Below are 23,263 nucleotides of genomic sequence, written 5' to 3' on the forward strand. Positions count from 1 at the left end.
AATTCGGGGTCTGGGCTTGTGGTGAGCACACGGCCGACACTGCGCCTGCCAGACAATTTGGGCTGTTCGTACTTCCTGCGGCCTCACTTGTATAGAGGATGGCTTCACCAGCGCAGTAACTGTGCTGCGCCGGCAGTTGGCGAAACCGCCAGCGAGAGCGCCCCTCTCCCCGTCACTACGGGGAGAGGATGCCGGCAGGCAGGTGAGGGGCAGCGCGAACGTTGATGATGAGGAGGGGGCGAGGCATCTGGCCCCCCTTCCGGACGAGCTAACTATCGAAGTCAGCGCCGCCCCTCATCCGCCCTTCGGGCACCTTCTCCCCGTATAGTGACGGGGAGAAGGGAGAGGCGCCACGCCGATTGACTCTTTTACCAAACCGCGTAAAAGCCGGCACCGAACGGGATCGTCTTCGATGCGCGGCCTTCTGATGGCTCTTCTTGCATTCGATGCCCCCAGCCGCGATGCAGACCATCGGGCCGGGCGCTTCGGCGCGTCCGTCCGTTCCAGCAAAACCATGGCCAAAACCACCACCAAAACGGTGTGATTCCCTTGGCCTAACCACCCTCTCCCGGGTTCGGCCCGGGGGACGGAACCCGCATGAGGCCGGCGGGTTTTCTCCAACAACCAAGCGGAGAGGGACAGGAGATTTCGATGAGTTTCAAGGTTGTGGTAGTCGGCGCCACGGGCAATGTGGGCCGCGAGATGCTCAACATTCTGGACGAGCGCGGCTTCCCGGCGAGCGAAGTGGTGGCGCTGGCCTCACGGCGCAGCCAGGGCACCGAGGTGTCCTTCGGCGACCGCACGCTGAAGGTCAAGGCGCTCGACACCTACGACTTTTCCGACACCGACATCTGCGTCATGTCGGCCGGCGGCAATGTTTCCAAGGAATGGTCGCCCAAGATCGGCAAGCAGGGCTGCGTCGTCATCGACAATTCCTCGGCCTTCCGCTACGACCCGGACGTGCCGCTGATCGTGCCGGAGGTGAACCCGGATGCGATCGAGCAATTCTCGCGCAAGAACATCATCGCCAACCCGAACTGCTCGACGGCGCAGCTCGTTGTTGCGCTGAAGCCGCTGCATGACGTCGCCACCATCAAGCGCGTCGTCGTCGCCACCTATCAGTCGGTTTCGGGCGCCGGCAAGGAAGGCATGGACGAACTCTTTACCCAGACCCGCGCTGTCTTCGTCGCCGACCAGGTCGACGTCAAGAAGTTCACCAAGCGCATCGCCTTCAACGTCATTCCGCATATCGACGTCTTCCTCGACGACGGCTTCACCAAGGAAGAGTGGAAAATGGTCGCCGAAACCAAGAAGATGCTCGACCCCAAGATCAAGCTGACGGCGACCTGCGTGCGCGTGCCGGTGTTCATCGGCCATTCGGAAGCGGTCAACATCGAGTTCGAGAAGCCGATCACGGCGGATGAGGCGCGGGAAATTCTTCGAGACGCACCCGGCTGCCAGGTCTTGGACAAGCGCGAGAACGGCGGCTACATCACGCCGCTCGAATCGGCCGGCGAGGACGCCACCTTCATCTCGCGCATCCGCGAGGACTCGACCATCGACAACGGCCTGTCGATGTGGGTCGTCTCCGACAATCTGCGCAAGGGCGCGGCGCTGAACGCCATCCAGATCGCCGAGCTGCTGGTCGAGCGTGGCTTGATCCAGCCGAAGAAGAAGGCGGCCTGACGGGGATTCTGTTTTTCGCTCACGGGCCGTATCGCCGCTGCCGCGGCGGGCCCTCCGCGGGGGCGCCGGACGACCGGCGGCCCGCGGTCGCGGGCTCGGCCTTCGGCCGATTTGGTTTTCGCTCACGGGCTGTTCCGCCGCTGCCGCGGCGGGCCTCCGCGGGGGCGCCGGACGGCCGGCGGCCCGCGGTCGCGGGCTCGGCCTTCGGCTGATTTGGTTTTCGCTCACGGGCCGTATCGCCGCTGCCGCGGCGGGCCCTCCGCGGGGCGCCGGGCGACCGGCGGCCCGCAGTCGCGGGCTCGGCCTTCGGCCGATTGGGGCCTCTATGTGCTCAGGCGTTAGTCGCCGCTGTCCGCCGCCAGCTGCCGTAGGATGGCGAACGCCTCCTCTGCCCGATCGGCGGGGACGAACAGATGGTCATGATAAAAAGCCGAGACCGGATTAAGGCCCATGCCGGCCGCGGCCAGCCGCGTCGTGATCGCAGCCAGAAAGCCGACCGCCTCCAGCGAGGAGTGGATGTTTAGCGTGATCATCCTGCAGCGGAACGTGCCGGCTAGGCCGCCTGATTTCGCCTCGTCCTCCGTCACGATCAGCGTCAGGCCTTCCCGCTCGCGAAAGATCATGACGGGCTTGAGGTTTCCTGGCAGGGACGTGCCGGGCGGCAGTGTTGCGAAAACATGGACACCTGGAAGCAATTCCGGCTTCATCGAAGCCAGCAGTCTTTGCAGGTCGGTCTCGCCGGTCATCGATTCTCCCCGGATGGTGCTGCTGGCAGTGTCATGCTCCCGGATTGCCTTCGCCAATAGTCCATTTGTCGCCGATTTCCGATAGTCCTCGCGAGTCAGCCTGCTGCGACCTGTCTCGAGTAGGCAGTCCGCTCGGCTGATTGAGGCGGACCGGACATCCGTTCAGCTAGTTTCAATCTGCGGCACTTGACGCGCTCTTCGTTACCTCTTATAGAACCGATAAGTTACATAACTAAATGGTTCTATAGCCTTGGCGACCGACAGTCTCAGCCTCACATTAGCGGCGCTTGCCGATCCGACACGGCGCGCCATCCTGGCGCGCCTGTCGCTTGGCGAAGCCTCGGTGACCGAGCTGGCGGAGCCGTTCGCCATGAGCTTTCCGGCAGTCTCGAAGCATCTCAAGGTGCTGGAGCGCGCGGGGCTAGTGGCGCGTGGCCGCGACGCGCAGTTTCGGCCGCGCCGTCTACAGCCGGAGCCGTTGCGTGCCATCGATGAATGGCTGGAATCCTATCGCGCCTTGTGGGACGCCCGCTTCGATCGGCTCGAAACCTATCTGCAAACCTTGCAGGCGGGGGACTCGGGCGGAGACCGAAATTGATACCGGCGAACTAGCGCGCCGCTTGTGAGCGGCTTGAAAACTGCCTTGTCCTGTCAAGACAATCGAGAGGGGAAAATGACAGATCAGAAGATCGAACTTCCATCCGACGACCCGGTGATCATCATCACCCGAACCTTTGATGCGCCACGCTCGCTGATGTTCAAGCTGTTCACCGACCCCTACCATCTGATCCGGTTCTGGGGGCCAGAAGGGTCGACTTACCCGGTCTGCGAGATGGATGCGCGGCCAGGCGGCGAATGGCGCCTGACCATGCGTTTCGCCGATGGCAGCGAATACCCGACCAACAGTGTCTATCTGGAGATCGCTCCCCCGGAGCGGATCGTCTATCGCGACGCGCCATTCGACCGCAGCCAGTGGCAGGATACCTTGCCACCACCCAATATGGTGACGACCATCCTGTTCGAGGATTTCGGCGGCAAGACACGAATCGTAGCGACCGTTCGCGCCAACTCGATCGCTGCACGCGACATGGCGGTGAAGATGGGCTTTGGCCAGATGGTCATGTCGAGCTACGAGCGGCTAGACGCCTATCTCAAGATGCTCTGAGCGAGAGTGCCATTTGGCGCGTCGGAATGAACTGCGCGCCTCAGTGAAAAAAGATTTCGGGACGTGTCGGCCAGTCGACTCGTGCCGCGTCCTTGGTTCGAACCTGCCAAAGGCGGCTAGCGTATCGATGATTATCAGGAGGGAACGTAAATGAGCATCTCTCAAACCGCGCCCGTGTCGTTGGGCGCCCTGTGGACCGGTCGTGTGCTCAGCGCCGTCATCGTGCTGTTCATGATCTTCGACGGCGTGATCAAGCTGCCGCCGCTGGACATCGTCACCCAGACGATGGTGGAGCTCGGCTGGCCGGCGGATCCCAATGTCGCGCGTATGCTCGGCATCATAGGACTGATTTCGACGGCGCTCTACGCGCTGCCGCGCACCTCTGTGCTCGGCGCTATCCTGCTCACCGCGTACATGGGCGGCGCCATCGCCACCAAGGTGCGGGTCGACAGCCCGCTTTTCTCCCATACGCTGTTCGGCGTCTATCTCGGTATCATCCTATGGGCCGGCTTGTTCCTAAGGAACCCCAAGCTGCGCGCGCTGATCCCGTTGACGCGATAAGGGAGGAGAAAAAGATGCTCGCCGCCATCCTCATCATCCTGGTCGTCATCATAGCGGCCGTGCTCATCTATGCCGCGACACGGCCGAACGATTTCGTCGTCAGCCGGTCCGCCAGCATCAAGGCGCCGGCCGAGGCGATCTTCCCGCTGATCGACGACTTCAAGCGCTGGCCCGAATGGTCGCCCTTCGAAAAGCTCGATCCGGACATGAAACGAACGCTTTCCGGCGCCGAAAGCGGAAAAGGCGCGGCCTATGCCTGGGAAGGCAATTCCAAGGCCGGAAAGGGCCGGATGGAGATCACCAATTCGGTGCCGTCGTCGCTGGTCTCGCTGAAGCTCGATTTCGAGAAGCCGTTCCGGGCCAACAACACCGTCGACTTCACTTTGACCCCGTCGGGCAGCGGCACCACGGTCACCTGGGCGATGCGCGGCGGCCGGCCGTTCATCGCCAAGCTGATGGGCCTGTTCATGAATTTCGATAAACTGATCGGCAAGGATTTCGAGGCTGGGCTCGACAATCTGAAACGCGCCACAGAACGGTAAATCATTAGTGATTTCAATGGCATCGTGGTGTGCCGGCGCAACCGGCGCAGGCACTCGAAGCGCCAATCTCCGTTGCCCCGGGATCAAATTAGCCGTTTGCGAGTTAAAGACATGGCGGCGAGGACGGCGATCCGCGTGAGAGGAACCACAATGAAGAAAGCGATGGTCATTCTGGTGTTGGCGACGGCGCTCGGCGCGTGCTCGCAAACGGAAAAAGGTGCCGCGATCGGCGGTCTGGGCGGTGCGGCCGTCGGCGCGGCTGTCGCCAACGAGCCGGTTCAGGGCGCGGTGGTCGGCGGCGCCGTCGGCGCGGTGGCCGGCGCTCTGATCGGCCGTGCCAGCGAGAGAGGCCAGTGCCGCTACCGCGACCGCTACGGGCGCGTCTACATCGCGCGTTGCCCGTCAGGCTATTGAGGCATCAAACCAAAGAAAAACGGCGGGCAAAGACCCGCCGTTTTCGTAAAAGCGCGTCGCACTGAAGCGAATTCAGACGACGCGCTTTAAGTCTTTGTTTTGATGCATGTCGTTTTCCCAAAGCCGCTGCGCACTTTTGGGCGACATGCATTGTGAAAGGCAGGAATTACTCTGCGGTGGCGGCTTCCGCCTCGGCCGGCGCGGCAGACGCGGCGGCAACGGCAGCAGCGGCGTCTTCCTGGGCCTTTTTCAGCAGGGCGGCGCGCTCCTGCGCCTTCTTGCCGGGCAGGGCCTTCGCCGGGTTCGAGCGGGCCGGACGCTTGGCAAGGCCGGCCTCGTCGAGGAAGCGCAGCACGCGGTCGGTCGGCTGGGCGCCGTGCGACAGCCAGTGCTTGACGCGGTCGGCGTCGACCTTGACGCGTTCGCCGTCCTTCGGCAGCAGCGGGTTCCACGAGCCGAGCGCTTCGATGAAACGGCCGTCGCGCGGCGAACGGGCGTCGGCGACGACGACGTGGTAATAGGGACGCTTCTTCGAGCCCGCACGGGCCAGTCTGATCTTCAGTGCCATTGTTTTCTCCTAAAAAGCTCTGATGTCGTTGATCGGGTCAAGGCTGGTTCTCAGCCGGCTTTCGTTACGCCGTTGTTAGCGGCGATCTGTTCGTGATGCCGGATCACTTCGCGGACCACAAAGTTGAGAAATTTTTCCGCGAAGTCCGGGTCGAGATGCGCATCCTTCGCCAGTTGGCGGAGGCGGGCGATCTGCTGCTGCTCGCGCGCCGGATCGGCGGGCGGCAGGCCATGCTCGGCCTTCAGCACACCGACCGCCTTGGTGCAGCGGAAGCGCTCGGCCAGCATATGGATGAGGGCGGCGTCGATGTTGTCGATCGAAGCGCGGTAGCCCGCCAGAACGGCGCGTGCGTCGGCCATGTCCTTCTCCTCGTTCATCGCCCCCTCACTTCTTTTTCCCAAGACCAGGCAGCCCACCGCCGCCGAGGCCGGGAAGTCCCGGCAGCTTCATGCCGCCGGGCAGGCCCGGCAAACTGCCGCCACCGGGAAGTCCGGCGGGCAACCCGCCAGGCAAGCCTTTGCCGAGACCGGCAGCCTGTGCCTGTTTCTGCAGCGCCTCGAGTTGCTTGGGATCCATCTTCGACAGATCGGGCATGCCGCCGGGCATCATGCCGCCAAGGCCCATTTTCGAGGCAAGGCCGCCCATCATGCCGCGCATCAGGCCGCCGCCTTTGCCCTTGCCGCCCATTGCCTTCATCATGTCGGCCATGCCGCGATGCATCTTCAGGAGCTTGTTGATCTCGGCCGCGTCCGTGCCGGAGCCGGCGGCGATGCGCTTCTTGCGCGAGTGTTTCAGAAGGTCGGGATTCGCCCGCTCCGCCTTGGTCATCGAGGAGATGATGGCGAGCTGGCGGCGGAACATCTTGTCGTCGAAGCCGGCTGCGGCCAACTGGTCCTTCATCTTGCCCATGCCGGGCATCATGCCCATGATGCCGCCCATGCCACCCATCTTCGACATCTGCTGAAGCTGCGCGGCAAGGTCGTTCAGGTCGAACTTGCCCGACTGCATCTTCCTGGCCATCGCCGCCGCCTGCTCGGCGTCGATGGTTTCGGCGGCTTTCTCGACCAGGCTGACGATGTCGCCCATGCCGAGAATGCGGTCGGCGATGCGCTTGGGGTGGAATTCCTCCAGCCCGTCCATCTTTTCGCCGGTGCCGATCAGCTTGATCGGCTTGCCGGTGACGGCGCGCATCGAAAGCGCGGCGCCGCCGCGGCCGTCGCCGTCCATGCGGGTCAGTACTAGGCCGGTGATGCCGACGCGCTCGTCGAAGCTTTTTGCCAGGTTCACGGCGTCCTGGCCGGTGAGCGAATCGGCGACCAGCAGGATCTCATGCGGCGACGACACCTTCTTGATGTCGGCCATCTCGACCATCAGCGGCTCGTCGATATGGGTGCGGCCGGCGGTGTCGAGGATGACGACGTCATGGCCGCCGAGCCTGGCCGCCTGCACGGCGCGCTTGGCGATGTCGACCGGGCTCTGGCCGGCGATGATCGGCAGGGTGGCGACCTTTACCTGCTCGCCGAGCTGGCGCAACTGCTCCTGCGCGGCCGGACGCCGCGTGTCGAGCGAGGCCATCAGGACCTTCTTGTTCTGGCGCTCGGTCAGGCGCTTGGCGATCTTGGCCGAGGTCGTCGTCTTGCCGGAGCCCTGCAGGCCGACCATCATGACGACGACGGGCGCCGGCGCATTGAGGTCGACGGCGACGCCCTCGGCGCCCAACATGTCGACCAGCTCGTCATGGACGATCTTGACGACCATCTGGCCGGGCTTGATCGACTTCAGCACCGCCGCGCCGACAGCCTTCTCGCGCACCTTGTCGGTGAAGGAACGCACCACCTCCAGCGCGACGTCCGCCTCGAGCAGCGCCCGGCGCACCTCGCGCAGCGCCGCCGAGACATCCGCCTCGGACAGCGCGCCGCGGCCGGTCAGGCCGTTGAGGATGGAGCCAAGGCGCTCCTGAAGGGATTCAAACATTCTTCTTCCTTTTCTCTGGCACCTGGATGCCCGAGAGGTAGTGCGTTCGCGCCGGGTCGCCAAGCAAAAGCGCAAAGCCAAAAAGCACCCGGGGGCGCATCGCGCTGCCGGGTGTTGGCCTCCAGGATCGGTTTACGGCACCTGCCTCAAAGAGGCGTCGGCGTCCTGGTCGGCTTTCGCGAAAGTGTACTCGTCGCGGAATTCGTGCGCGTCTAGACAGGAAATCGGCCGAAGAGTCAAGGTACCGAGTGATAAGGTGCCTTGCGTAATCGCTTGAAGTTGGCGCTGCCCCTCACCCTTACCCTCTCCCCGTGAAGAACGGGGAGAGGGGGTCGCCAGCGCTGGAGTATGTTCCTTCTCCCCGTTTTTCACGGGGAGAAGGTGCCGGCAGGCGGATGAGGGGCGGCGCCGACTTCAACAGTTGGCCGCCGTCAGCAGCAAGTTCAAGCCAGCGCCTCCCCGTCGAGGATGCGCCTGTAAAGCTCGAGATATCCTTGCGCGGTCCTGGCGATGGGAAACCGGTCCGCGGCGGATTCGCGGCACCGTTCGGGCGAAAGCACGGCTATGTCGGCGAAGGCCTGCGCGAACTCGGCATCGGTGTCGAAGAGGCGTCCGGTGGCATCGTCGATGATTTCCGGCAGCGCGCCGCGCGGCGTCGTCAGCACCGGCGTGCCGCACAGCATCGCTTCGACCGGCGCCATGCCGAACGGCTCTTCCCAGGCGATCGGGTTGAGGAAGGCCTTGGCCTCGCCGAGCAGGCGCAGCTTCTTATCGCCGTCGACGGTGCCGTGGTAGCGGAAGCGGGGCCCCAAGCTCTTGAAGAAGACACCCTGGCGGCGGACCTTCGTGCGCTGCAGGAGTTGCCAGCGCGAGCCGCCGGCGATGTCGAGCTGGAAATCGAAGGACCTGGCGAGATCGACGGCCCGGTTGAGATTCTTGCCGGCGCGCGCGATGCCGGCCAGAAACAAAAGCCGGCTCGTCTTGGTGGCGGACAGGCGATAGGCGTCGAGCGGAAAGCCGTTGTAGACGAAGGTTTCTCGGCCGTGATTGCGCGCATGGCTGGCGCTGACGAAGTTCCAGTTCTGCCCGTTTTTCGGGAATTCCGGGGCAAAGCCGTGCATCGTATAGAGCGCCGGGCGCGGCGTCTCAGTGTACCAGCCATTGAAGTGCACGATGTCGGTGTCGGCCGGAATCGCGGCACGGCATTCGGCGGCCGAAGATGCCTGCCGCACTTCGCAAAGTGGATGGCTCGAGCCGCGGCCGGCGATCAGGACGACCTGGTGGCCGCGGCGCGAAAACTCTTGAGCCAGCCAGTCGACCAGGCGCTCGGTGCCGCCATAACCTTTGCAAGGGATGGTGCGTTCCGCCACCAGCGTGATGCGCATCAGGCTAGCCTTTCGGCTTTCTGCTTGAGCATGATCCCGTCCAAGAGCCGGTTTCCACTTTTTGGGATCATGGTCGGTCCGGCCCGACCTTCAGCGGCGAGCGGCGGTGCAAAAGCAGGAGCATCGTCAGCAGGGTGCTTGCGATGCCGATCGCGGCGATGAGAACGGCGTCCCAATTCGTCCAGCCGGCGCCTTCGAGCGGCTTGGCGTTGAACAGGGCGAAGGAATTGTAGCTTTCTTGATGCGAGATCAGCAGGAAGCCGGTCAGGTTGTTGCCGAGATGGGCGCCGAAGGCGGCGCCCAGATTGCCGGTCGCGTAGACCAACAGCGTGAGCAGCAGCGCGAAGGTGGCGATCGAGACCAGCACGCAGGCATTGATGGCAAGCGTCGAGGCCGAGCTCCAATGCAGCGCGGTGAACAGCAGCCCCGGCAGCGCCGCCCAAATCAGCGGGCTACCGAATCTGCTGGCGAGGCCGCGCAGCAGATAGCCGCGGAACAGGGCCTCCTCCGAGGAGGTCTGCAGAAAGGCGAGGAGCATTATCGGGACAAGGAAGAGCAGCCAGGACGAGAACGCGATCGATCCGCGGGCGACTTCCGGCTGCAGCCAATAGAGCAGGACCTCGGAGAACAACGAGGTGATCAGAACCGCGACCAGGCCTTTGAGGAAACCGCCGGGCGAGATGCGGCGGCTGGTGCCGATCAGCGCCGAGAGCGGCTCGCCATGCACCAAGCGCATCGCCAGCCAGAGGCCGATCCAGATGCCGGCAAACGACGTCAGCGCGGTGAGGATGCCGAACGGCGATGCCAGGAAATCCTGCATGTACCGGCCGGTCGAGGGACCGGGCAGACGCCAGACGATGTAGGCGTAGGTGCCGGCAAAAAGCACGAGAGCCGTCATAGCCATCCAGAAGGCAATGACGATTGCCGTTCCGAGCAGCAGGCGCAGCAAGGTGGTCTTTTCGTTCGGCGAGCGGCGGTAGCGCTCGAAGGCGGTACTGTCGATGATCACGCGGGTCCCCTGCCGGGCGATTAGAGCAATTCCCCGAATTTGCTCAAGGGTCGCATGATCTAGGGGATCGGCGCTTTGCGCGCAATCCGTCTGTAGACCTCACGGCGGGATTGGACCGCTACGGCTGTAAAGAACGTTGAAGTTGTACCACGGAACAATACGGCGCAGATTCCACAGTCGAGGGACTAGCCAGAACGCCCGTCGCGATCGTCATCCTATGGCGGAGCAAGGAGCGAAGCGACGCGGCGCAGACCATAGGATCCATGCCGTGACACCCGAGCGCTGCTGCGGTTCGGAATTCTGCTCCGATGCGCTCTCCGGCTGAAGTAACGGCATGGATTCCAGGGTCTCCGCGACGGAGCTTCGCTCCTGCTTCGCCCTGAAATGACGAAGTCGGGGCGTGTGCCCCAACCAGAAAGGAAATGAAGATGGCTGCCAACATCTTCCTGCCTATCCACCCGGGCGAGATCCTTCGCGAGGAGTATCTGATCCCGCTTGGATTGAAAACCATATACTTTGGCCAAGAAGCTGCATGTCCCCCGCACGCGTATCGAGCGCCTGGTGACCGAAACCACCCCAGTAACACCAGACACGGCGCTGCGCCTTGCCAAGTTCTTCGGCACGACGCCCCGGTTCTGGATGAACATGCAGGCCAGCTACGACCTCGCGGTGGAAGGCGAGGCAAAGAAGGCCGAAATCGCGTCGATAGAGCAGATGCAAGCTGCTTGAATTGCCTGCGGGGCGGCAATTGGGCGGCCGCCAAACGAAAAGCGACCGCCGACGCCGGCGGCCGCGTTGCGCAATCAGCGCCTGGATCAGCGCATCACATAGACGATGCGGCGCGTGCCAGGATCGACCAGCGCCGGCTGGTTGTTCACGTAGACGTAGCGGTAGTTGTAGTCCGGGATCTCGCGCAGCTCGACCGTGTCGGGCAGGGTAGCCCCCGTCACCACTTCGCCCTCGAGATAGACCGGGTCTACCCGATGCGTGGTGATGTAGGTGCCCACCTCGGCCGGCGGCCTGGCGATCGGCTCGATGACGTCGTCGCCGGAAACGATGGCGCCGGTATAGGTGTCGGTGCTGTAGACGTCGTCGGTGGGTGGCGCCACGACGGCAATGTCGGCTTCAGCCGGCCGGCGCGTCACAACGACCCGGCTGCCGCCGAAGTCGCCCGTCACATAGTCGGAATAGACCCAGCCGTTGCCGCCGGCTTCGGCGATGGTGCACCATTTGCTGTTTGCGATGCAGCCTCTGAGCGTCGCCGACTGGCCGGCCGCCAGCACGCCGATCACCGGATATTGCGGGCCAGGGCCGGCGCGGACGTTCAGATCCGTCACCGCCGAGACGGGCGTATCGGCAAGGGCCGCACCCGACATGGCGAGCAGCGCACCGGCAAGCGCCGGAAACAATACGCTTTTCATGGCTTTTCTCCGTTTTCAACGCTCCCTCGGGCTCGAAAACGAAACAAGGCCTTATGCGTTCCGGCTAAAGCGCTTATTGCCCGCTCACGAATTGTTCCATGTCCTTTCGGCGGGCCGGTCAAAAGACCGTGAAGAGCACTGGTTTGTGCCTGTCATTTCTCGGCATTCCGGGACTATTTCGGCGCGAGCTGGGCAATGACTTGGCTCGCCACGCTTTCGCCCGACAACCTCGCGCCGCCGCAGGTCTGGATGAGCGGTCCGGCGACATGCTCGCCGGCGAAGAAGATTTTTTCCGCCACCGGCTGCATCAGCGCGGCGCGCGCTTCGGAACGGCCGGGTCGGGCTGCCGCGTAGGCGCCGCGCACGAAGCGCTCCGCGCCCCAATCGGTCATCATGGCGCGGCCGATATGTTTTCTGACATCGCTGCCGAAGATGCCGCACAATCGGTCGACGACGAAGTCGACGCCCGCCGCCTCGCCGGCCGCCGACATCTCCCAGGCGAAGTCGCCGCCGACAAACCCCACCATCAGGTCGAGGTCGAAGGGAAAGCATAGGAAATAGATGTCGTGCCTGGCCATTCGCTCGATCAAAAGGTCGTCGAATGGCTCCAGGCCGAGCCGCGTGCCCTTGATCTCCACCGGCAGCTTGGTGAGCATGCCCATGGGCAGGTCGAAGAAGGCGCCGAAATGTGCATCCGGCAGCGCCGGCGAGAACTCGATCTCCTCGAAGGCGAGCACCGCCGGCGAAGCGGTGACGATGACCGCCTTGGCGCGGACGGTGCCGCGATCGGTGACGCAGGCGACACCGGGCACGTCCCAGAGGATCTTGCGGACCGGCGTCGACAGCTCGACCGGCACGTCGGCGCCGAAATGCGCGACCAGCGCGCCGAGTCCTTCCTTGCTGAAATAGTTCGGATCGAGGTCGGCGGCGGCCTGGAAATCGCGGATCGAAATCTCGTCCTCGTCGGCGCCGAAATCCATCGGGCCGGCAAAAGTGGCGGCGGCGCGCGGCGCATGACCCTTGGCGAGCAGCGCCGACAGCCGGTCGTCGTCACCGTCCCGGACTTGATGCGCGGCCAGCAGTTCGAACAGCCGCGCATCGGCGGCCTTCATCTCGAGTTCCTCTTCCTCGCTCGCCTTGCGGTCGCGATAGTAGAGATGGTCGACATTCATGTCGTGGTGGTGCAGCGTCCATCCGGCAGCCCGCGCTTCGGCGAAATAGGGATTGCGGTCGGCGGCGTGCAGCCAGGCGCAGCCGATGTCGAAGGGCACGCCGAAATGCCGGTCGCTGGTCCAGGCGCGGCCGCCGATGCGGCTCATCGCCTCCAGAAGTGTAAAGGAAAGCCCGGCAGCCCGCAGCGTCTTGGCCGCGGAAAGCCCTGCGGAGCCGGCGCCGATGATCACAACATCAACGTCTTCCATAAAGACCCCCCACAATAAATGCCGTCGCCATAATAAATGCTTGATCGTAGGCAAATTCCCCGGCATTCGCCAGCGTCGAGCGCCGTGCAAGCCCCGTGTGGGCGGTGACAATCGGGCGTTTCACTGGCAGATTTGCAACCGGGACGTGATTCAGGCAACCAGGAGAGACAGTATGGCATTTTTTGCCAAGGGAAGGATTTTCGTGGCCGCCGCTGTGGCGGCACTTGGGATGGCGACGGGCGCACAGGCGGCAGGCAGCTGTGGCAAGAACGGCGCTGGCTTTGATGCATGGAAGCAGGAGTTCGCCGCGGAGGCCAGGGCCAACGGAGTCGGCCAGAAGGGTCTGTCCGCGCTGGCCGGCGCGACTTACGCAACACGGACGATCGCTGCCGACCGCGCCATCCACAAGGCGTTCAGCGGCTCGGTGGAAGCGTTCATGAAGCGCCGGGGCGGGGCAGCAATTATCTCCAAGGGCCGGGCTTTGAAGAAGTCGAACGCGGCGATGTTCGACAGGATCGAGCAGACCTACGGCGTGCCGCCGGGCGTGCTGCTCGCCATCTGGGGCATGGAGACCGGCTTCGGCGCTTCCATGGGCAACCAGAACACGGTCTCGGCCATTTTGACGCTTGCCTATGATTGCCGCCGTCCGGACTATTTCACCCCCCATGCCATCGCAGCCCTGAAGCTGGTCGATCGCGGAGCCTTGAGCGCCTCCTCGGTCGGCGCCATGCATGGCGAGATCGGCCACACGCAGTTCCTGCCCGGCAACGTCTTGAAGTACGGCGTCGGCAGCGGAAACCTGCGCGACAGAAACACGGCGCTCGCCTCCACCGCCAACTTCCTCAAGGGCCATGGCTGGCAGGCCGGCGCGGGTTACGAGGCGAACATGGGCGCCATCGCCGGTTGGAATTCCGCGAGCGTCTATCAGCAGGCCATCGCCCGCATCGCCGAGGCGATCGACGGCAATTGAATGGAAATTGCTGACTTCGCTAGACAAAACCCGGCGGAGACGCCGGGTTTTTGCTTCTTACACAGGAAGTTGGCGAAGGCCGAGAAGCGGTAATCTCCCCCCTTGAGGGGGAGGTGGCCGGCAGGCCAGAGGGGGTCGCCTCGCATAGAACGCCAACGCCTTTCGCGACGAGAGACGACGCTGGTGCTCCACGCGCGGCGACCCCTCTGTCGTCTTCGGCGACATCTCCCCCGCAAGGAGGGAGATCGGCAGCTTCACCGGCGATTCCTCGCCGCAAGCGTCCGCAGCCTGAGCCCGTTGAGGCGGATGAAGCCTTCGGCGTCCTTCTGATCGTAAGCGCCGCGGTCATCCTCGAAGGTGACGAGAGCGTCCGAATAAAGCGTCTTCTTCGACTTGCGGCCGGTGACGATGACGTTGCCCTTGTAGAGCTTGAGCCGCACCGTGCCTTCGACGTCGTCCTGGCTCTTGTCGATCATCGCCTGCAGCATCACGCGCTCGGGCGAGAACCAGAAGCCGTTGTAGATGAGCTCGGCATAGCGCGGCATGAACTCGTCCTTGAGATGCGCCGCGCCACGGTCGAGCGTGATCGACTCGATCGCGCGGTGGGCGGCAATCAGGATGGTGCCGCCTGGGGTTTCATAGACGCCGCGGGACTTCATGCCGACGAAACGGTTCTCGACCAGGTCGAGGCGACCGATGCCGTTGTCGCGGCCGAGGTCGTTGAGCGCCGCCAGCATGGTGGCCGGCGACAGCTTCTTGCCGTTGAGCGCTACGGGATCGCCCTTCAGGAACTCGATCTCGATCTCGGTGACGGCGTCGGGCGCGTCCATCGGCGAAACGGTGCGCTGGTGAACGAATTCCGGCGGCTCGCTCCACGGATCCTCCAGCACCTTGCCCTCGGAGGAGGAGTGCAGAAGGTTGGCGTCGACCGAGAAGGGCGCGTCGCCGCGCTTGTCCTTCGGCACCGGGATCTGGTGCTGCTCGGCGAAGTTGATCAGGTCGGTGCGCGATTTGAACGACCAGTCGCGCCACGGCGCGATGACCTTGATGTCGGGGTTCAGCGCATAGGCGGAGAGCTCGAAGCGGACCTGGTCGTTGCCCTTGCCGGTAGCGCCATGCGCGATCGCGTCGGCGCCGGTCTCTTTTGCGATCTCGACCAGGTGCTTGGAGATCAACGGGCGGGCGATCGAGGTGCCGAGCAGATAGGTGCCTTCATAGACGGCATTGGCGCGGAACATCGGGAAGACGAAATCGGCGACGAACTCCTCGCGCACGTCGACGATGCGGATGTCCTTGATGCCCATCATCTCGGCCTTGCGGCGCGCCGGCTCCAGTTCGCCGCCCTGGCCGAGGTCGGCGGTGAAGGTGACGACCTCGGCGCCGAGCTCGGTCTGCAGCCATTTCAGGATGATGGAGGTGTCGAGGCCGCCGGAATAGGCGAGCACGACTTTCTTCACGTCTTTGGTCTTGGACATTTTTGGCGGTTCCGCGGGTAAAGAGGTTCGCGGGCGAGTATCACGGGGTTTCCGGGCGGCGCAAGAGAAGAAGGCAATGCCTCAGGATTAGAATTCCTTCCGGGCGCCGGCGCTGCCCCTCACCTGCCTGCCGGCATCCTCTCCCCGTATAGTGACGGGGAGAGGGGCGCTGTCGCCGATGATTTCGCCAATCTCAAGCGTCGCAAGAAGGCAGTAGCGTTGCGGCCAGCCACCTTCTCCCCGTCACTATACGGGGAGAAGGTGCCGGCAGGCGGATGAGGGGCGGCGCAAACGTTGACGATATCTGAAGGGATTGCGCCGGCGCTTGCTGGTGTAGGTGCTGGATCAGAACTGACGCCGGCCGATCGCTGGCGCGACTGGGATGGCTGCGTTATAGACTGACAGACCACCTCGGCACCGGACCTCCCCATGTCCTTCATTCCCGACAACACGACGCTGATCCAGTTCGCCATCGCGACCTTCATCCTGGCGATCACGCCAGGGCCGGACATGACGCTGTTCGTGTCGCGGACGCTGAGCCAGGGCCGCGCCACCGGCTTCGCCTCGATGGCCGGGGCGCTGTGCGGCACGCTGATCCACACCACGCTGGTGGTGGTCGGCGTCTCGGCGCTGATCGTGGCTTCGCCGATGGCCTTCTTCGCGCTCAAGATCTTCGGCGCCGGCTATCTGGTGTTCCTGGCCTGGCAGGCGGTGACGAAAGGCTCGGCCTTCTCGCCGGAGAAGAAGAGCGGACCGCGGATCTCGCTGTTCCGCAGCTGGGCAGCAGGGCTCGGCGTCAATCTGCTCAATCCGAAGATCATCCTGTTCTTCATGACGTTTCTGCCGCAATTCGTCTCCGCGCACGATCCCAACGCGCCCGGAAAGCTGTTCTTCCTCGGCGTCATGTTCATCGTGCTGTCTATCCCGGTGACGGCGCCGATGGTGCTGGCGGCGGAGAAGTTTTCGGGGGCGATGAGGGCCAGTCCGCGCGTCACGCGGATGGTCGACTATCTGTTCGGCGGCGTGTTCTCGGCCTTCGCGCTCAAGATCCTGACGGCGCAGGCGAAGTAGAATGCAGCCCTCGGTGCTTGGCCTGCGCTGAACTCAGGATTCCGGATCGGGCAACGGCTCGCGGCGCCAGGCGCCGGCCCAGCGGCCGGCGAAGAGCCAGTAGAAGATGCCGCCGACCATGCCGCTGCCGATCAGCGCGAGCCTCACATTGTTGTCGGTGACATCGAAATCGCCATCGCTGACGTTATGCGCGAAGCCGAGGAAGACGACGGCGATGACGGCACCGCCCAGCGCATAGAACAGCCAGTCGCGCCGGCCGAGCACTTCGGCGATCAGGATGACGGCCGCCGCCGGCATGAAGCCGAAATAGGCGACGAACAGCGCAATGAAAGGCACCGAGAAATAGAGCGAGGCGGTCGCCGCCGGCTCCGGATTGGCCGGCGTATAGCCGAGATGCGCCAGGAACAGGACATTGAGGAAGGCGCTTGCCGCCAGCGAGGCGATTGCATAGCCGACCAGGATAGCGGCGAAGCGGACGAGATAGGCGATGATACGCCTCACGCCTCGCCGTGCCCCGCGATCATCATGGCCTCGAGCGCCAGCCGGTCCACCTTGCGCATACGTTCCGATTCCGACTTGAGCTGGCCGCAGGCGGCGAGGATGTCGCGGCCGCGCGGGGTGCGGATCGGCGAGGCATAGCCGGCATTGTTTATGTAGTCGGCGAACTTCTCGATCGTCTCCCAATCCGAGCACTGGTAGTTGGTGCCGGGCCAAGGGTTGAACGGGATCAGGTTGATCTTGGCCGGGATGCCCTTGAGCAGCTTCACCAGCGCCTTGGCGTCCTCGAGCGAATCGTTGACGTCCTTCAGCATCACATATTCGAAGGTGATGCGGCGGGCATTCGACAGGCCTGGATAGGCGCGGCAGGCGGCGATCAATTCCTTCAGCGGGAACTTCTTGTTGATCGGCACCAGAAGGTCGCGCAGGTCGTCATTGGTGGCGTGCAGCGAGATCGCCAGCATGACGCCGATCTCCTCGCCGGTGCGGGCGATCTCAGGCACGACACCCGAGGTCGAGAGCGTGATGCGCCGCTTCGATAGGGACAGCCCGTCGCCGTCGGAAGCGATCAGCAGCGCCTTCTTCACCGCCTCGAAGTTGTAGAGCGGCTCGCCCATGCCCATCATGACGATGTTGGAGACTTTTCTGCCCTCGGCCGGCACGATGGCGCCGTCCGGCGTGTCGCGGTCGGGGAAATCGCCGAGACGGTCGCGCGCGGTCAGCAGCTGCGCCAGGATTTCTTCCGTCGTCAGGTTGCGCACCAGCTTCTGCGTGCCGGTGTGGCAGAAGGAGCAGGTCAGCGTGCAGCCGACCTGCGAGGAGATGCAGAGCGTGCCGCGGCCTTCCTCGGGGATGTAGACGGTCTCGATCTCGACCGGGCGGCCGGCGCCGCGCGGCGGAAAGCGGAACAGCCATTTGCGCGTGCCGTCGGAAGAAATCTGCTCCTCGACGATCTCGGGCCGCGCGACGGTGAAATGCTTGTCGAGCTCGGCGCGCAGATCCTTGGAGATGTTGAACATATGGGCGAAGTCGGAAACGCCGCGCACATACATCCAGTGCCAGAGCTGCTGCGCGCGCATCTTGGCCTGGCGCTCCGGCACGATGCCGGCGGCAACCAGCGCCGCGCCGAGTTCGGCGCGGGTCAGGCCGATCAGCGACGGCTTTTCGGCCGCGGCGCGGGCGCGCAAGGCGTCGCGTGCGCCCTCGGCAGTCAGATCGAATGAAAGGGTCATGGTTGCGCCAATATAAGCGGTTTGCGGCCGATTTCACCATCGTGCCCGAAATGAAGCGCGGCGCATAGCACAGCTCGAGGCCGGAGTCATGGGGCGGGGCTTTCCTTCTCCCCGGCGCGCAGCGCCGAGACGGTTGAGGGGTGTTCCAGGAAACGCCAGCGTCTCACTCCGCTGGAGCACCCCTCATCCGACCGAGCTTCACTCGGCCACCACCCGGCCCTTCGGGGGCTCAGGGCGTTCGAAGCTCGAAAAGCCAAGCAGTTGGCTTTTCGTCCGCTAAAGCGGACCGCTTCTCACCCCACAAGGGATAAGGAGAGGCGCCGATCGGCAACGACCTTACTCTTGAGTATCCGCCCTTCGACGATGGCCGCTGACCTGCAGGCCGTCTTCGGTCCGATCACATAGTCGTGTTGGCGTAACGCTTCGCCACCCTGCGGCGAAATCTGAAAGGGGCAATTGTGCCCTTGCAAAATGGGAGTACGCGGAATGCATTCGATCAAGCTTGTTGTCATTGCAAGCGTCGTCGGTCTTGGCGCCTCGCAGGCATTTGCCGAGGATACGATGGGCACGATGACAATGATGAAGGGTGGGCAAGTGACGGCAATCATGCCCGACGGTCACATGGGCACCATGATGCCCGACGCGAAGACGAGCGCCGAAATGATGAAGACGGCGAAGCCGATCAAGCATTGCATGATGATGATGACGGATGCCAAGGGCAAAACCTACATGATCGATACGTCGACCAAGAAGGCCCAGGCCGAATGTGAAAAAATGGCGATGTGAGGCTCGACCCGGTCTCGTCTGACATTCCCGCCGGCGGACAAGCCGGCGGGAGAATCGTGAACGCTCCCGTGATCGCGGGCTTGGCCTCGAAGCCTTGATCGACCCTGTGCCTATGATAGGGCTGGAGCTTCGATCACGAGGGCGGGCATGGCCGGCATATCGAGAAAATACCCGATGCTGCGGCGTTCGCAGGCGATGTGGGCCTCGCGCCGCGTCTGGCAACCGCGGCTCGTCTTCTGGGCCGGCGCCGTCTCGATCGGATTGATCAGCGTGCTGTTCGCCATGCTGGCCGACCGGGCGCAGGCGCTGTTCCATATCGTCACCGGCGGCGGCAGCGGCTGGCGTTTCTATCTGCCGCTGATCATGACGCCGCTCGGCTTCGTCGTCTGCGCCTGGCTGGCCCATTCCTTCTTTCCGGGATCGCAAGGCAGCGGCATTCCGCAGGCGATCGCCGCGCGCCACCTGCGCGACGACGAGGATCGCGGGCATCTGCTTTCGCTGCCCCTGGCGGCAGGCAAGATCGCGCTTACCGTCATCGGCCTCGCCTGCGGCGCCTCGATCGGCCGCGAGGGTCCGACGGTGCAGGTCGGCGCCTCGCTGATGCTCCAGGCGGCGCGCTGGGGCGGCATGGCGCAGGCGCGCGGCCTGATCCTGGCCGGCTCGGCGGCCGGCATCGCCGCTGCCTTCAACACGCCGCTTGCCGGCATCGTCTTCGCCATCGAGGAGATGGGCCGCGCCTATGAATCGCGCACCAACGGGCTGGTGCTGACGGCAGTGATCCTGGCCGGGCTTGCATCGTTGGGGCTGCTCGGCAACTACACCTATTTCGGCGTCGCCAGAGATACGGTGGCCTTCGCCACCGACTGGCCGCTGGTGATCGCCTGCGGCGTCATCGGCGGCGGCTTCGGCGCGCTGTTCTCGCTGCTGGCGCTGAAGATCACGCGGCGCATCCGGCGCTGGAACGCGCTGCAGCCACTGTGGCGCGCGCTGCTCGTGGCAGGCATCTGCGGCCTGGCGGTGGCCGTGATCGGTCTTGCCTCGGGCGGCCTTACCTTCGGCACCGGCTACACTGAGGCCCGCGGCGCCGTCGAAGGCGCGCCGCTGCCGGCGTTTTTCTTCCTCGAAAAATTCGCGGCCGGGGTGCTGTCGATGATCTCGGGTATTCCGGGCGGCATCTTCGCGCCGTCGCTGGCGGTGGGCGCCGGTCTCGGCAGCACGCTCGGGCTTGTGTTCGGCACTGCCACGGGCCTCGCCGCGCTGCTCGGCATGGCCGGCTATTTCGCCGGTGTCGTGCAGGCGCCGATGACGGCCTTCGTCATCATCCTCGAAATGACCGGCAATCACGACAATGTCATCGCGCTGATGTGCGCGGCGGTGCTGGGCTACGGCACAGCGCGGCTGATCTCCAACGAGCCGCTCTATCACGCGTTGTCGCGCGTGTTCATCGCCGAGGCGATCAGGCGGCGCAGGGCGGAGGAGCAGCAAGGCTGAAAGACAAAAGCCGAACGCGCGGTCCGGCTTTGCGTCATACTCGGGTGGTGCTTTGCTGTTTGCCTATTTGCACTTGGCGATCGAGGCCAGCGCGGCCGAGATGCCCTTCAGCGAGAAGACATAGGATGTCGGGTTGCCGCGGCCGGACTTCGCCTGCACCTTCATGTCGGTGCCGGTCTTCATGGCGGCGATCAGCACCGGCTCTTCGGCGGCGTTCTCGACCCAGGCGGACTTGCCGCGGGTGAACATCGAGAACGACTTCTTGTCGATGGTGACGGTGGCCTTGGAGCCTTCCTGGAAATTGTAGCCGGCGATGAACTGCGGCTCGTAGGAGACCTGCTGCCCCGGGCGCTGGCTGACGAAGAAGAACATATCGCCGTGATCGAGCGACGGCGGCTGCTTGTCGGTCGGCACGGTGAGCACATAGCAGACCTTGCCGCCCGCCGCCTGATAGCTGTAGGTGCCCCAGGCATTGTGCTGGCCGATCTTGGTCGCCTGCTGCGCCAGCGCCGGCGCGGCGAAGGCGGCCACCATGACCAGGCTGGAAACTGTAGCAATCAATCCGCGCATCGTTCTTCCCGTATTCCATATGGTGCGGAGGCGGGCCGCGTGGCGTCCTGCCGTCGCTTCATTTTGATTTAATCAGGGTTACCAAACGGTGAATTTTCCTCAAGAAAAGGAGCTCACCCCAGGAAACCGCCACCAGTCGCGCCGCCGCTGGAAAAGCGGCGATCACAATGTCCCGGCGCGAACTTGGAGGCCACGAAAGCGGCAAGAGTTTGTCTTTTCGCGCGGGTGGTTTCGCGGCCGCGTTGTGCCGAAATGTCAGCCAGGGTCAACCCCCAGGGTCAACGCTTGTCGGCAAGCGCATCCCTGGCGGCCTGCCGGTGCGCGGGGGTGATGTGGGCGCTGACGGCGGTGATCGCGGCGGTCAGCACGGCAAGGTCGTCGGTGAAGCCGAGACCGAGGACGAAGTCGGGGATGAAATCCACCGGCAGCACGAAATAGCCGAGCGCGGCGACCAGGATGCCCTTGGCGCGCAGCGGCGTGTCCTTGTCCATGGCGCAATAATAGGCGGCGACCACCTCGTCCATGAACGGGATCTGCCGGGCGGCCTTCTTGGCGGTGCGCCAGAATTTCTCGCGCACTTCGCCTTCGCCGGCGAGCTTGTCGCCGAAGCCGAAGAAATCAAAACCGGATTCCTGCGCCATCAATCTCTCCTTGGCCGCGAGCGTCCTTGCGTGCCGGCCCGCCGCGGAAAATGTGGTTAAAGGGACATCGCGCTGCAAGAGTTCGGGTGGTAGTGGACTGGAAAATCGAATTGTTCGGTGCAGCCGCACGATTGGCAACCGCTGGCAGGACAGAGGGGGGTGTGACGGAACGCGGCGCCTCAGGGTCTTCATTCCCGCTTTCGCCCTGGGAAGACGAGGCGAGGCCGCTTCCCCAGCCCTACCCGAAATACCGGTTCATCCGCTTGGCCAGCTCGATGTCGAGCGCCGTGATCCCACCGGCGTCATGCGTGTTCAGCGTGACGTCGACGGTCTTGTAGACGTTCGACCAGTCGGGATGGTGGTCCATCTTCTCTGCGGCCAGCGCAACGCGGGTCATGAAGGCGAAGGCCTCGGAGAAGTTCTTGAAGCCGAAGCTGCGCTTGATGGAGGCGCCGTCGGCGGCCAGCGACCAGCCTTCGAGTTCGGCGAGCGCTGCCGCGATCGCTTCCTTGCTGAGTTTTTCCCTGGTCATGTCGGGTTCCTGTGCTATTCGAAATTGAACCAACCATAGCGCCGGATCGATGAGCGCAAAGCCCATAAAGTCCATTCTGTTCGTTTGTCTCGGCAATATCTGTCGCTCGCCGCTGGCCGAAGGTGTTTTGCGCGCTGTTCTGGCCGAACGCGGAACGGGTCATGACATTGTGCTTGATTCCGCCGCCACCAGCGGGTGGGAGGTCGGCTCCGCTCCCGATCCGCGTTCGATCGCGATCGCCATACGCCATGGCATCGACATTTCCGGACAGCGGGCGCGCAGGATAGCGCCGGAGGATTTCGCGCGCTTCGACCTGATCCTCGGCATGGACCGTTCGAATGTGCGCGACCTCAAGGCGCTGGCGCCGCAGGCCGCGCGCGATCGCATCCATCTCTTCCTGGAGTTTGCCAGCGGCAACCAGCGCGATGTGCCGGACCCCTATTATGAGGACCAGCAAGCCTTCGCTTCGGTCTACCGCATGATCCGCGAGGCGTCGGAAGCGCTGGCGACCCGGCTCAACGAGCGCGCGTCAACGCTCGAAAGCGGCCAGGCTTCCTCGACGATATAAGGGCCGCCGCCGACCGAATCGCGCGACGACATCAAGACGAAGCGGCCGACGCGGAAGGGCAACGCGGAAAAGTTGCCGCGCGCCGAAAGATATTGCGCGACGTCGAGCGGGCTCGCATTGCGCAGGCGGGCAAGCGTCACATGCGGCGAGAACTTGCGCGGATCGGCGGGCAGGCCGAGCCGCTGGCAGATGCGGTCGATCTCGCCCTGCAGCGCCACCAGGTCCGGCGAGGCGGACACGCCGGCCCATACCGCATGCGGCTTCTTGCCGCCGAAAGCGCCGACGCCGGAGAGCGTCAAGGGGAAGGAGGGCCGGTTGATCCGGTCGAGCGCGTTGGCGATGTCATCGGCGACATGGCCTTCGACATCGCCGATGAAGCGCAGCGTCAAATGGTAGTTTTCGACGTCGATCCAACGGGCTCCGGGAAGGCCGCCCCGGAGCAGGGACAGCGAAAGAGCGGCGTCACGCGGAATTTCGAGGGCGGTGAAAAGACGTGGCATGAAAAGCCTCCTGTCCTCGAATCGAAACTCTCACCCC

Annotated in this window: 28 protein-coding genes; 13 read left to right on the forward strand and 15 right to left on the reverse strand. The window is 64.1% G+C overall.

Annotated features, from left to right (window positions below; translation table 11 throughout):
• The first annotated feature begins 412 nt into the window (after positions 1-412).
• Entirely contained in the window at positions 413-544 is a 132-nt protein-coding gene (locus EJ071_RS39985; protein ID WP_281058895.1) for a hypothetical protein, read from the forward strand.
• A 107-nt stretch (positions 545-651) separates the two neighbouring features.
• On the forward strand, positions 652-1,686 hold the full coding sequence (locus EJ071_RS05035; protein WP_126097089.1) for an aspartate-semialdehyde dehydrogenase: 1,035 nt from the start codon (positions 652-654) through the stop codon (positions 1,684-1,686).
• A 338-nt stretch (positions 1,687-2,024) separates the two neighbouring features.
• Here EJ071_RS05035 and EJ071_RS05040 read toward each other — a convergent pair whose 3' ends face one another.
• The gene (locus EJ071_RS05040; protein ID WP_126097090.1) at positions 2,025-2,432 is read right to left on the reverse strand and encodes an ACT domain-containing protein; all 408 of its coding nucleotides are present in this window, start codon (positions 2,430-2,432) and stop codon (positions 2,025-2,027) included.
• A gap of 250 nt (positions 2,433-2,682) precedes the next feature.
• Between EJ071_RS05040 and EJ071_RS05045 the strand changes: the two genes are divergently transcribed.
• The 5 genes from EJ071_RS05045 to EJ071_RS05065 all read left to right on the forward strand — a co-directional run bounded on the left by EJ071_RS05045 (position 2,683) and on the right by EJ071_RS05065 (position 5,114).
• Positions 2,683-3,030, forward strand: coding sequence for a metalloregulator ArsR/SmtB family transcription factor (locus EJ071_RS05045; RefSeq protein WP_126097091.1), 348 nt, complete (start codon positions 2,683-2,685; stop codon positions 3,028-3,030).
• Between the two features lie 75 nt (positions 3,031-3,105).
• Positions 3,106-3,597 carry an SRPBCC domain-containing protein gene (locus EJ071_RS05050; RefSeq protein ID WP_126097092.1) on the forward strand — a complete coding sequence of 164 codons (492 nt, stop codon included), beginning with the start codon at positions 3,106-3,108 and terminating at the stop codon, positions 3,595-3,597.
• Between the two features lie 150 nt (positions 3,598-3,747).
• Positions 3,748-4,158: a DoxX family protein gene (locus EJ071_RS05055; RefSeq protein ID WP_126097093.1), complete on the forward strand. Its 411-nt coding sequence runs from the start codon at positions 3,748-3,750 to the stop codon at positions 4,156-4,158.
• Between the two features lie 14 nt (positions 4,159-4,172).
• The gene (locus EJ071_RS05060) at positions 4,173-4,700 is read left to right on the forward strand and encodes an SRPBCC family protein (RefSeq protein ID WP_126097094.1); all 528 of its coding nucleotides are present in this window, start codon (positions 4,173-4,175) and stop codon (positions 4,698-4,700) included.
• Between the two features lie 150 nt (positions 4,701-4,850).
• Positions 4,851-5,114, forward strand: a complete 264-nt coding sequence (locus EJ071_RS05065; protein ID WP_126097095.1) for a YMGG-like glycine zipper-containing protein — start codon at positions 4,851-4,853, stop codon at positions 5,112-5,114.
• Between the two features lie 166 nt (positions 5,115-5,280).
• Here the strand turns inward: EJ071_RS05065 and rpsP are convergent, their stop codons facing one another.
• The 5 genes from rpsP to EJ071_RS05090 form a co-directional block, all read right to left on the reverse strand.
• Complete coding sequence (rpsP, locus tag EJ071_RS05070) at positions 5,281-5,682, reverse strand: 30S ribosomal protein S16 (RefSeq protein ID WP_126097096.1); 402 nt, start codon at positions 5,680-5,682, stop codon at positions 5,281-5,283.
• A gap of 50 nt (positions 5,683-5,732) precedes the next feature.
• On the reverse strand, positions 5,733-6,059 hold the full coding sequence (locus EJ071_RS05075) for a chorismate mutase (RefSeq protein ID WP_126097097.1): 327 nt from the start codon (positions 6,057-6,059) through the stop codon (positions 5,733-5,735).
• Positions 6,060-6,066: 7 nt separating this feature from the next.
• Entirely contained in the window at positions 6,067-7,656 is a 1,590-nt protein-coding gene (gene ffh, locus EJ071_RS05080) for a signal recognition particle protein (RefSeq protein ID WP_126097098.1), read from the reverse strand.
• A gap of 443 nt (positions 7,657-8,099) precedes the next feature.
• Positions 8,100-9,041, reverse strand: coding sequence for a glycosyltransferase (locus EJ071_RS05085; protein WP_126097099.1), 942 nt, complete (start codon positions 9,039-9,041; stop codon positions 8,100-8,102).
• Between the two features lie 67 nt (positions 9,042-9,108).
• On the reverse strand, positions 9,109-10,050 hold the full coding sequence (locus EJ071_RS05090) for a type II CAAX endopeptidase family protein (protein ID WP_126097100.1): 942 nt from the start codon (positions 10,048-10,050) through the stop codon (positions 9,109-9,111).
• A gap of 516 nt (positions 10,051-10,566) precedes the next feature.
• On the opposite strand from EJ071_RS05090, the gene EJ071_RS05095 reads away from it, so the two are divergent.
• Positions 10,567-10,779 carry a HigA family addiction module antitoxin gene (locus EJ071_RS05095; protein WP_348628134.1) on the forward strand — a complete coding sequence of 71 codons (213 nt, stop codon included), beginning with the start codon at positions 10,567-10,569 and terminating at the stop codon, positions 10,777-10,779.
• An 86-nt stretch (positions 10,780-10,865) separates the two neighbouring features.
• Here EJ071_RS05095 and EJ071_RS05100 read toward each other — a convergent pair whose 3' ends face one another.
• Entirely contained in the window at positions 10,866-11,471 is a 606-nt protein-coding gene (locus EJ071_RS05100) for a DUF1236 domain-containing protein (RefSeq protein WP_126097101.1), read from the reverse strand.
• Between the two features lie 173 nt (positions 11,472-11,644).
• The gene (locus tag EJ071_RS05105; RefSeq protein WP_126097102.1) at positions 11,645-12,892 is read right to left on the reverse strand and encodes an NAD(P)/FAD-dependent oxidoreductase; all 1,248 of its coding nucleotides are present in this window, start codon (positions 12,890-12,892) and stop codon (positions 11,645-11,647) included.
• Positions 12,893-13,064: 172 nt separating this feature from the next.
• Between EJ071_RS05105 and EJ071_RS05110 the strand changes: the two genes are divergently transcribed.
• The gene (locus EJ071_RS05110) at positions 13,065-13,862 is read left to right on the forward strand and encodes a lytic transglycosylase domain-containing protein (protein WP_126102486.1); all 798 of its coding nucleotides are present in this window, start codon (positions 13,065-13,067) and stop codon (positions 13,860-13,862) included.
• A 254-nt stretch (positions 13,863-14,116) separates the two neighbouring features.
• Here EJ071_RS05110 and EJ071_RS05115 read toward each other — a convergent pair whose 3' ends face one another.
• Complete coding sequence (locus EJ071_RS05115) at positions 14,117-15,337, reverse strand: argininosuccinate synthase (protein WP_126097103.1); 1,221 nt, start codon at positions 15,335-15,337, stop codon at positions 14,117-14,119.
• 429 nt (positions 15,338-15,766) lie between these two features.
• Here EJ071_RS05115 and EJ071_RS05125 point away from each other — a divergent pair, with 429 nt between their 5' ends.
• A complete protein-coding gene (locus EJ071_RS05125) occupies positions 15,767-16,408 on the forward strand; it encodes a LysE family translocator (protein WP_126097104.1) in 642 nt (213 codons plus the stop codon).
• 33 nt (positions 16,409-16,441) lie between these two features.
• Here the strand turns inward: EJ071_RS05125 and EJ071_RS05130 are convergent, their stop codons facing one another.
• A complete protein-coding gene (locus EJ071_RS05130; protein ID WP_126097105.1) occupies positions 16,442-16,909 on the reverse strand; it encodes a hypothetical protein in 468 nt (155 codons plus the stop codon).
• Complete coding sequence (gene rlmN / locus EJ071_RS05135) at positions 16,906-18,138, reverse strand: 23S rRNA (adenine(2503)-C(2))-methyltransferase RlmN (protein ID WP_126097106.1); 1,233 nt, start codon at positions 18,136-18,138, stop codon at positions 16,906-16,908. Before rlmN ends, EJ071_RS05130 begins: the two co-directional genes overlap by 4 nt.
• A gap of 486 nt (positions 18,139-18,624) precedes the next feature.
• On the opposite strand from rlmN, the gene EJ071_RS05140 reads away from it, so the two are divergent.
• Both EJ071_RS05140 and EJ071_RS05145 read left to right on the forward strand, forming a co-directional pair.
• Positions 18,625-18,924 carry a hypothetical protein gene (locus tag EJ071_RS05140; RefSeq protein ID WP_126097107.1) on the forward strand — a complete coding sequence of 100 codons (300 nt, stop codon included), beginning with the start codon at positions 18,625-18,627 and terminating at the stop codon, positions 18,922-18,924.
• A 147-nt stretch (positions 18,925-19,071) separates the two neighbouring features.
• Positions 19,072-20,415 (forward strand): chloride channel protein, encoded by a 1,344-nt coding sequence (locus EJ071_RS05145; RefSeq protein WP_126097108.1) that lies wholly within the window; start codon positions 19,072-19,074, stop codon positions 20,413-20,415.
• A 63-nt stretch (positions 20,416-20,478) separates the two neighbouring features.
• Here the strand turns inward: EJ071_RS05145 and EJ071_RS05150 are convergent, their stop codons facing one another.
• From EJ071_RS05150 to EJ071_RS05160, 3 genes are all read right to left on the reverse strand, one after another.
• Positions 20,479-20,985, reverse strand: coding sequence for an invasion associated locus B family protein (locus tag EJ071_RS05150; protein ID WP_126097109.1), 507 nt, complete (start codon positions 20,983-20,985; stop codon positions 20,479-20,481).
• Positions 20,986-21,263: 278 nt separating this feature from the next.
• Positions 21,264-21,626, reverse strand: a complete 363-nt coding sequence (locus tag EJ071_RS05155; RefSeq protein WP_126097110.1) for a YkvA family protein — start codon at positions 21,624-21,626, stop codon at positions 21,264-21,266.
• A gap of 238 nt (positions 21,627-21,864) precedes the next feature.
• Positions 21,865-22,158, reverse strand: a complete 294-nt coding sequence (locus tag EJ071_RS05160; protein WP_126097111.1) for a 4a-hydroxytetrahydrobiopterin dehydratase — start codon at positions 22,156-22,158, stop codon at positions 21,865-21,867.
• 49 nt (positions 22,159-22,207) lie between these two features.
• On the opposite strand from EJ071_RS05160, the gene EJ071_RS05165 reads away from it, so the two are divergent.
• Positions 22,208-22,726 carry a low molecular weight protein-tyrosine-phosphatase gene (locus tag EJ071_RS05165; protein ID WP_126097112.1) on the forward strand — a complete coding sequence of 173 codons (519 nt, stop codon included), beginning with the start codon at positions 22,208-22,210 and terminating at the stop codon, positions 22,724-22,726.
• Here EJ071_RS05165 and thpR read toward each other — a convergent pair.
• Complete coding sequence (gene thpR, locus EJ071_RS05170) at positions 22,630-23,226, reverse strand: RNA 2',3'-cyclic phosphodiesterase (RefSeq protein WP_126097113.1); 597 nt, start codon at positions 23,224-23,226, stop codon at positions 22,630-22,632. The two genes, EJ071_RS05165 and thpR, sit on opposite strands and share 97 nt — an antisense overlap.
• Between the last annotated feature and the right edge of the window lie 37 nt (positions 23,227-23,263).

The sequence above is a fragment of the Mesorhizobium sp. M1B.F.Ca.ET.045.04.1.1 genome (assembly GCF_003952465.1).
In the GTDB taxonomy this organism is placed as follows: domain Bacteria; phylum Pseudomonadota; class Alphaproteobacteria; order Rhizobiales; family Rhizobiaceae; genus Mesorhizobium; species Mesorhizobium shonense.

What these genes read in the sequence shown, in the direction of transcription:
- thpR (WP_126097113.1), bottom strand. Translation starts at nt 23,226, where the DNA reads ATGCCACGTCTTTTCACCGCCCTCGAAATTCCGCGTGACGCCGCTCTT.
- EJ071_RS05125 (WP_126097104.1), top strand. Translation starts at nt 15,767, where the DNA reads ATGTCCTTCATTCCCGACAACACGACGCTGATCCAGTTCGCCATCGCG.
- EJ071_RS05105 (WP_126097102.1), bottom strand. Translation starts at nt 12,892, where the DNA reads ATGGAAGACGTTGATGTTGTGATCATCGGCGCCGGCTCCGCAGGGCTT.
- EJ071_RS05075 (WP_126097097.1), bottom strand. Translation starts at nt 6,059, where the DNA reads ATGAACGAGGAGAAGGACATGGCCGACGCACGCGCCGTTCTGGCGGGC.
- EJ071_RS05060 (WP_126097094.1), top strand. Translation starts at nt 4,173, where the DNA reads ATGCTCGCCGCCATCCTCATCATCCTGGTCGTCATCATAGCGGCCGTG.
- EJ071_RS39985 (WP_281058895.1), top strand. Translation starts at nt 413, where the DNA reads ATGCGCGGCCTTCTGATGGCTCTTCTTGCATTCGATGCCCCCAGCCGC.
- EJ071_RS05065 (WP_126097095.1), top strand. Translation starts at nt 4,851, where the DNA reads ATGAAGAAAGCGATGGTCATTCTGGTGTTGGCGACGGCGCTCGGCGCG.
- EJ071_RS05035 (WP_126097089.1), top strand. Translation starts at nt 652, where the DNA reads ATGAGTTTCAAGGTTGTGGTAGTCGGCGCCACGGGCAATGTGGGCCGC.
- EJ071_RS05110 (WP_126102486.1), top strand. Translation starts at nt 13,065, where the DNA reads ATGGCATTTTTTGCCAAGGGAAGGATTTTCGTGGCCGCCGCTGTGGCG.
- EJ071_RS05085 (WP_126097099.1), bottom strand. Translation starts at nt 9,041, where the DNA reads ATGCGCATCACGCTGGTGGCGGAACGCACCATCCCTTGCAAAGGTTAT.
- EJ071_RS05100 (WP_126097101.1), bottom strand. Translation starts at nt 11,471, where the DNA reads ATGAAAAGCGTATTGTTTCCGGCGCTTGCCGGTGCGCTGCTCGCCATG.
- EJ071_RS05165 (WP_126097112.1), top strand. Translation starts at nt 22,208, where the DNA reads ATGAGCGCAAAGCCCATAAAGTCCATTCTGTTCGTTTGTCTCGGCAAT.
- EJ071_RS05145 (WP_126097108.1), top strand. Translation starts at nt 19,072, where the DNA reads ATGGCCGGCATATCGAGAAAATACCCGATGCTGCGGCGTTCGCAGGCG.
- rlmN (WP_126097106.1), bottom strand. Translation starts at nt 18,138, where the DNA reads ATGACCCTTTCATTCGATCTGACTGCCGAGGGCGCACGCGACGCCTTG.
- rpsP (WP_126097096.1), bottom strand. Translation starts at nt 5,682, where the DNA reads ATGGCACTGAAGATCAGACTGGCCCGTGCGGGCTCGAAGAAGCGTCCC.
- EJ071_RS05040 (WP_126097090.1), bottom strand. Translation starts at nt 2,432, where the DNA reads ATGACCGGCGAGACCGACCTGCAAAGACTGCTGGCTTCGATGAAGCCG.
- EJ071_RS05115 (WP_126097103.1), bottom strand. Translation starts at nt 15,337, where the DNA reads ATGTCCAAGACCAAAGACGTGAAGAAAGTCGTGCTCGCCTATTCCGGC.
- EJ071_RS05160 (WP_126097111.1), bottom strand. Translation starts at nt 22,158, where the DNA reads ATGACCAGGGAAAAACTCAGCAAGGAAGCGATCGCGGCAGCGCTCGCC.
- ffh (WP_126097098.1), bottom strand. Translation starts at nt 7,656, where the DNA reads ATGTTTGAATCCCTTCAGGAGCGCCTTGGCTCCATCCTCAACGGCCTG.
- EJ071_RS05055 (WP_126097093.1), top strand. Translation starts at nt 3,748, where the DNA reads ATGAGCATCTCTCAAACCGCGCCCGTGTCGTTGGGCGCCCTGTGGACC.
- EJ071_RS05140 (WP_126097107.1), top strand. Translation starts at nt 18,625, where the DNA reads ATGCATTCGATCAAGCTTGTTGTCATTGCAAGCGTCGTCGGTCTTGGC.
- EJ071_RS05155 (WP_126097110.1), bottom strand. Translation starts at nt 21,626, where the DNA reads ATGGCGCAGGAATCCGGTTTTGATTTCTTCGGCTTCGGCGACAAGCTC.
- EJ071_RS05150 (WP_126097109.1), bottom strand. Translation starts at nt 20,985, where the DNA reads ATGCGCGGATTGATTGCTACAGTTTCCAGCCTGGTCATGGTGGCCGCC.
- EJ071_RS05050 (WP_126097092.1), top strand. Translation starts at nt 3,106, where the DNA reads ATGACAGATCAGAAGATCGAACTTCCATCCGACGACCCGGTGATCATC.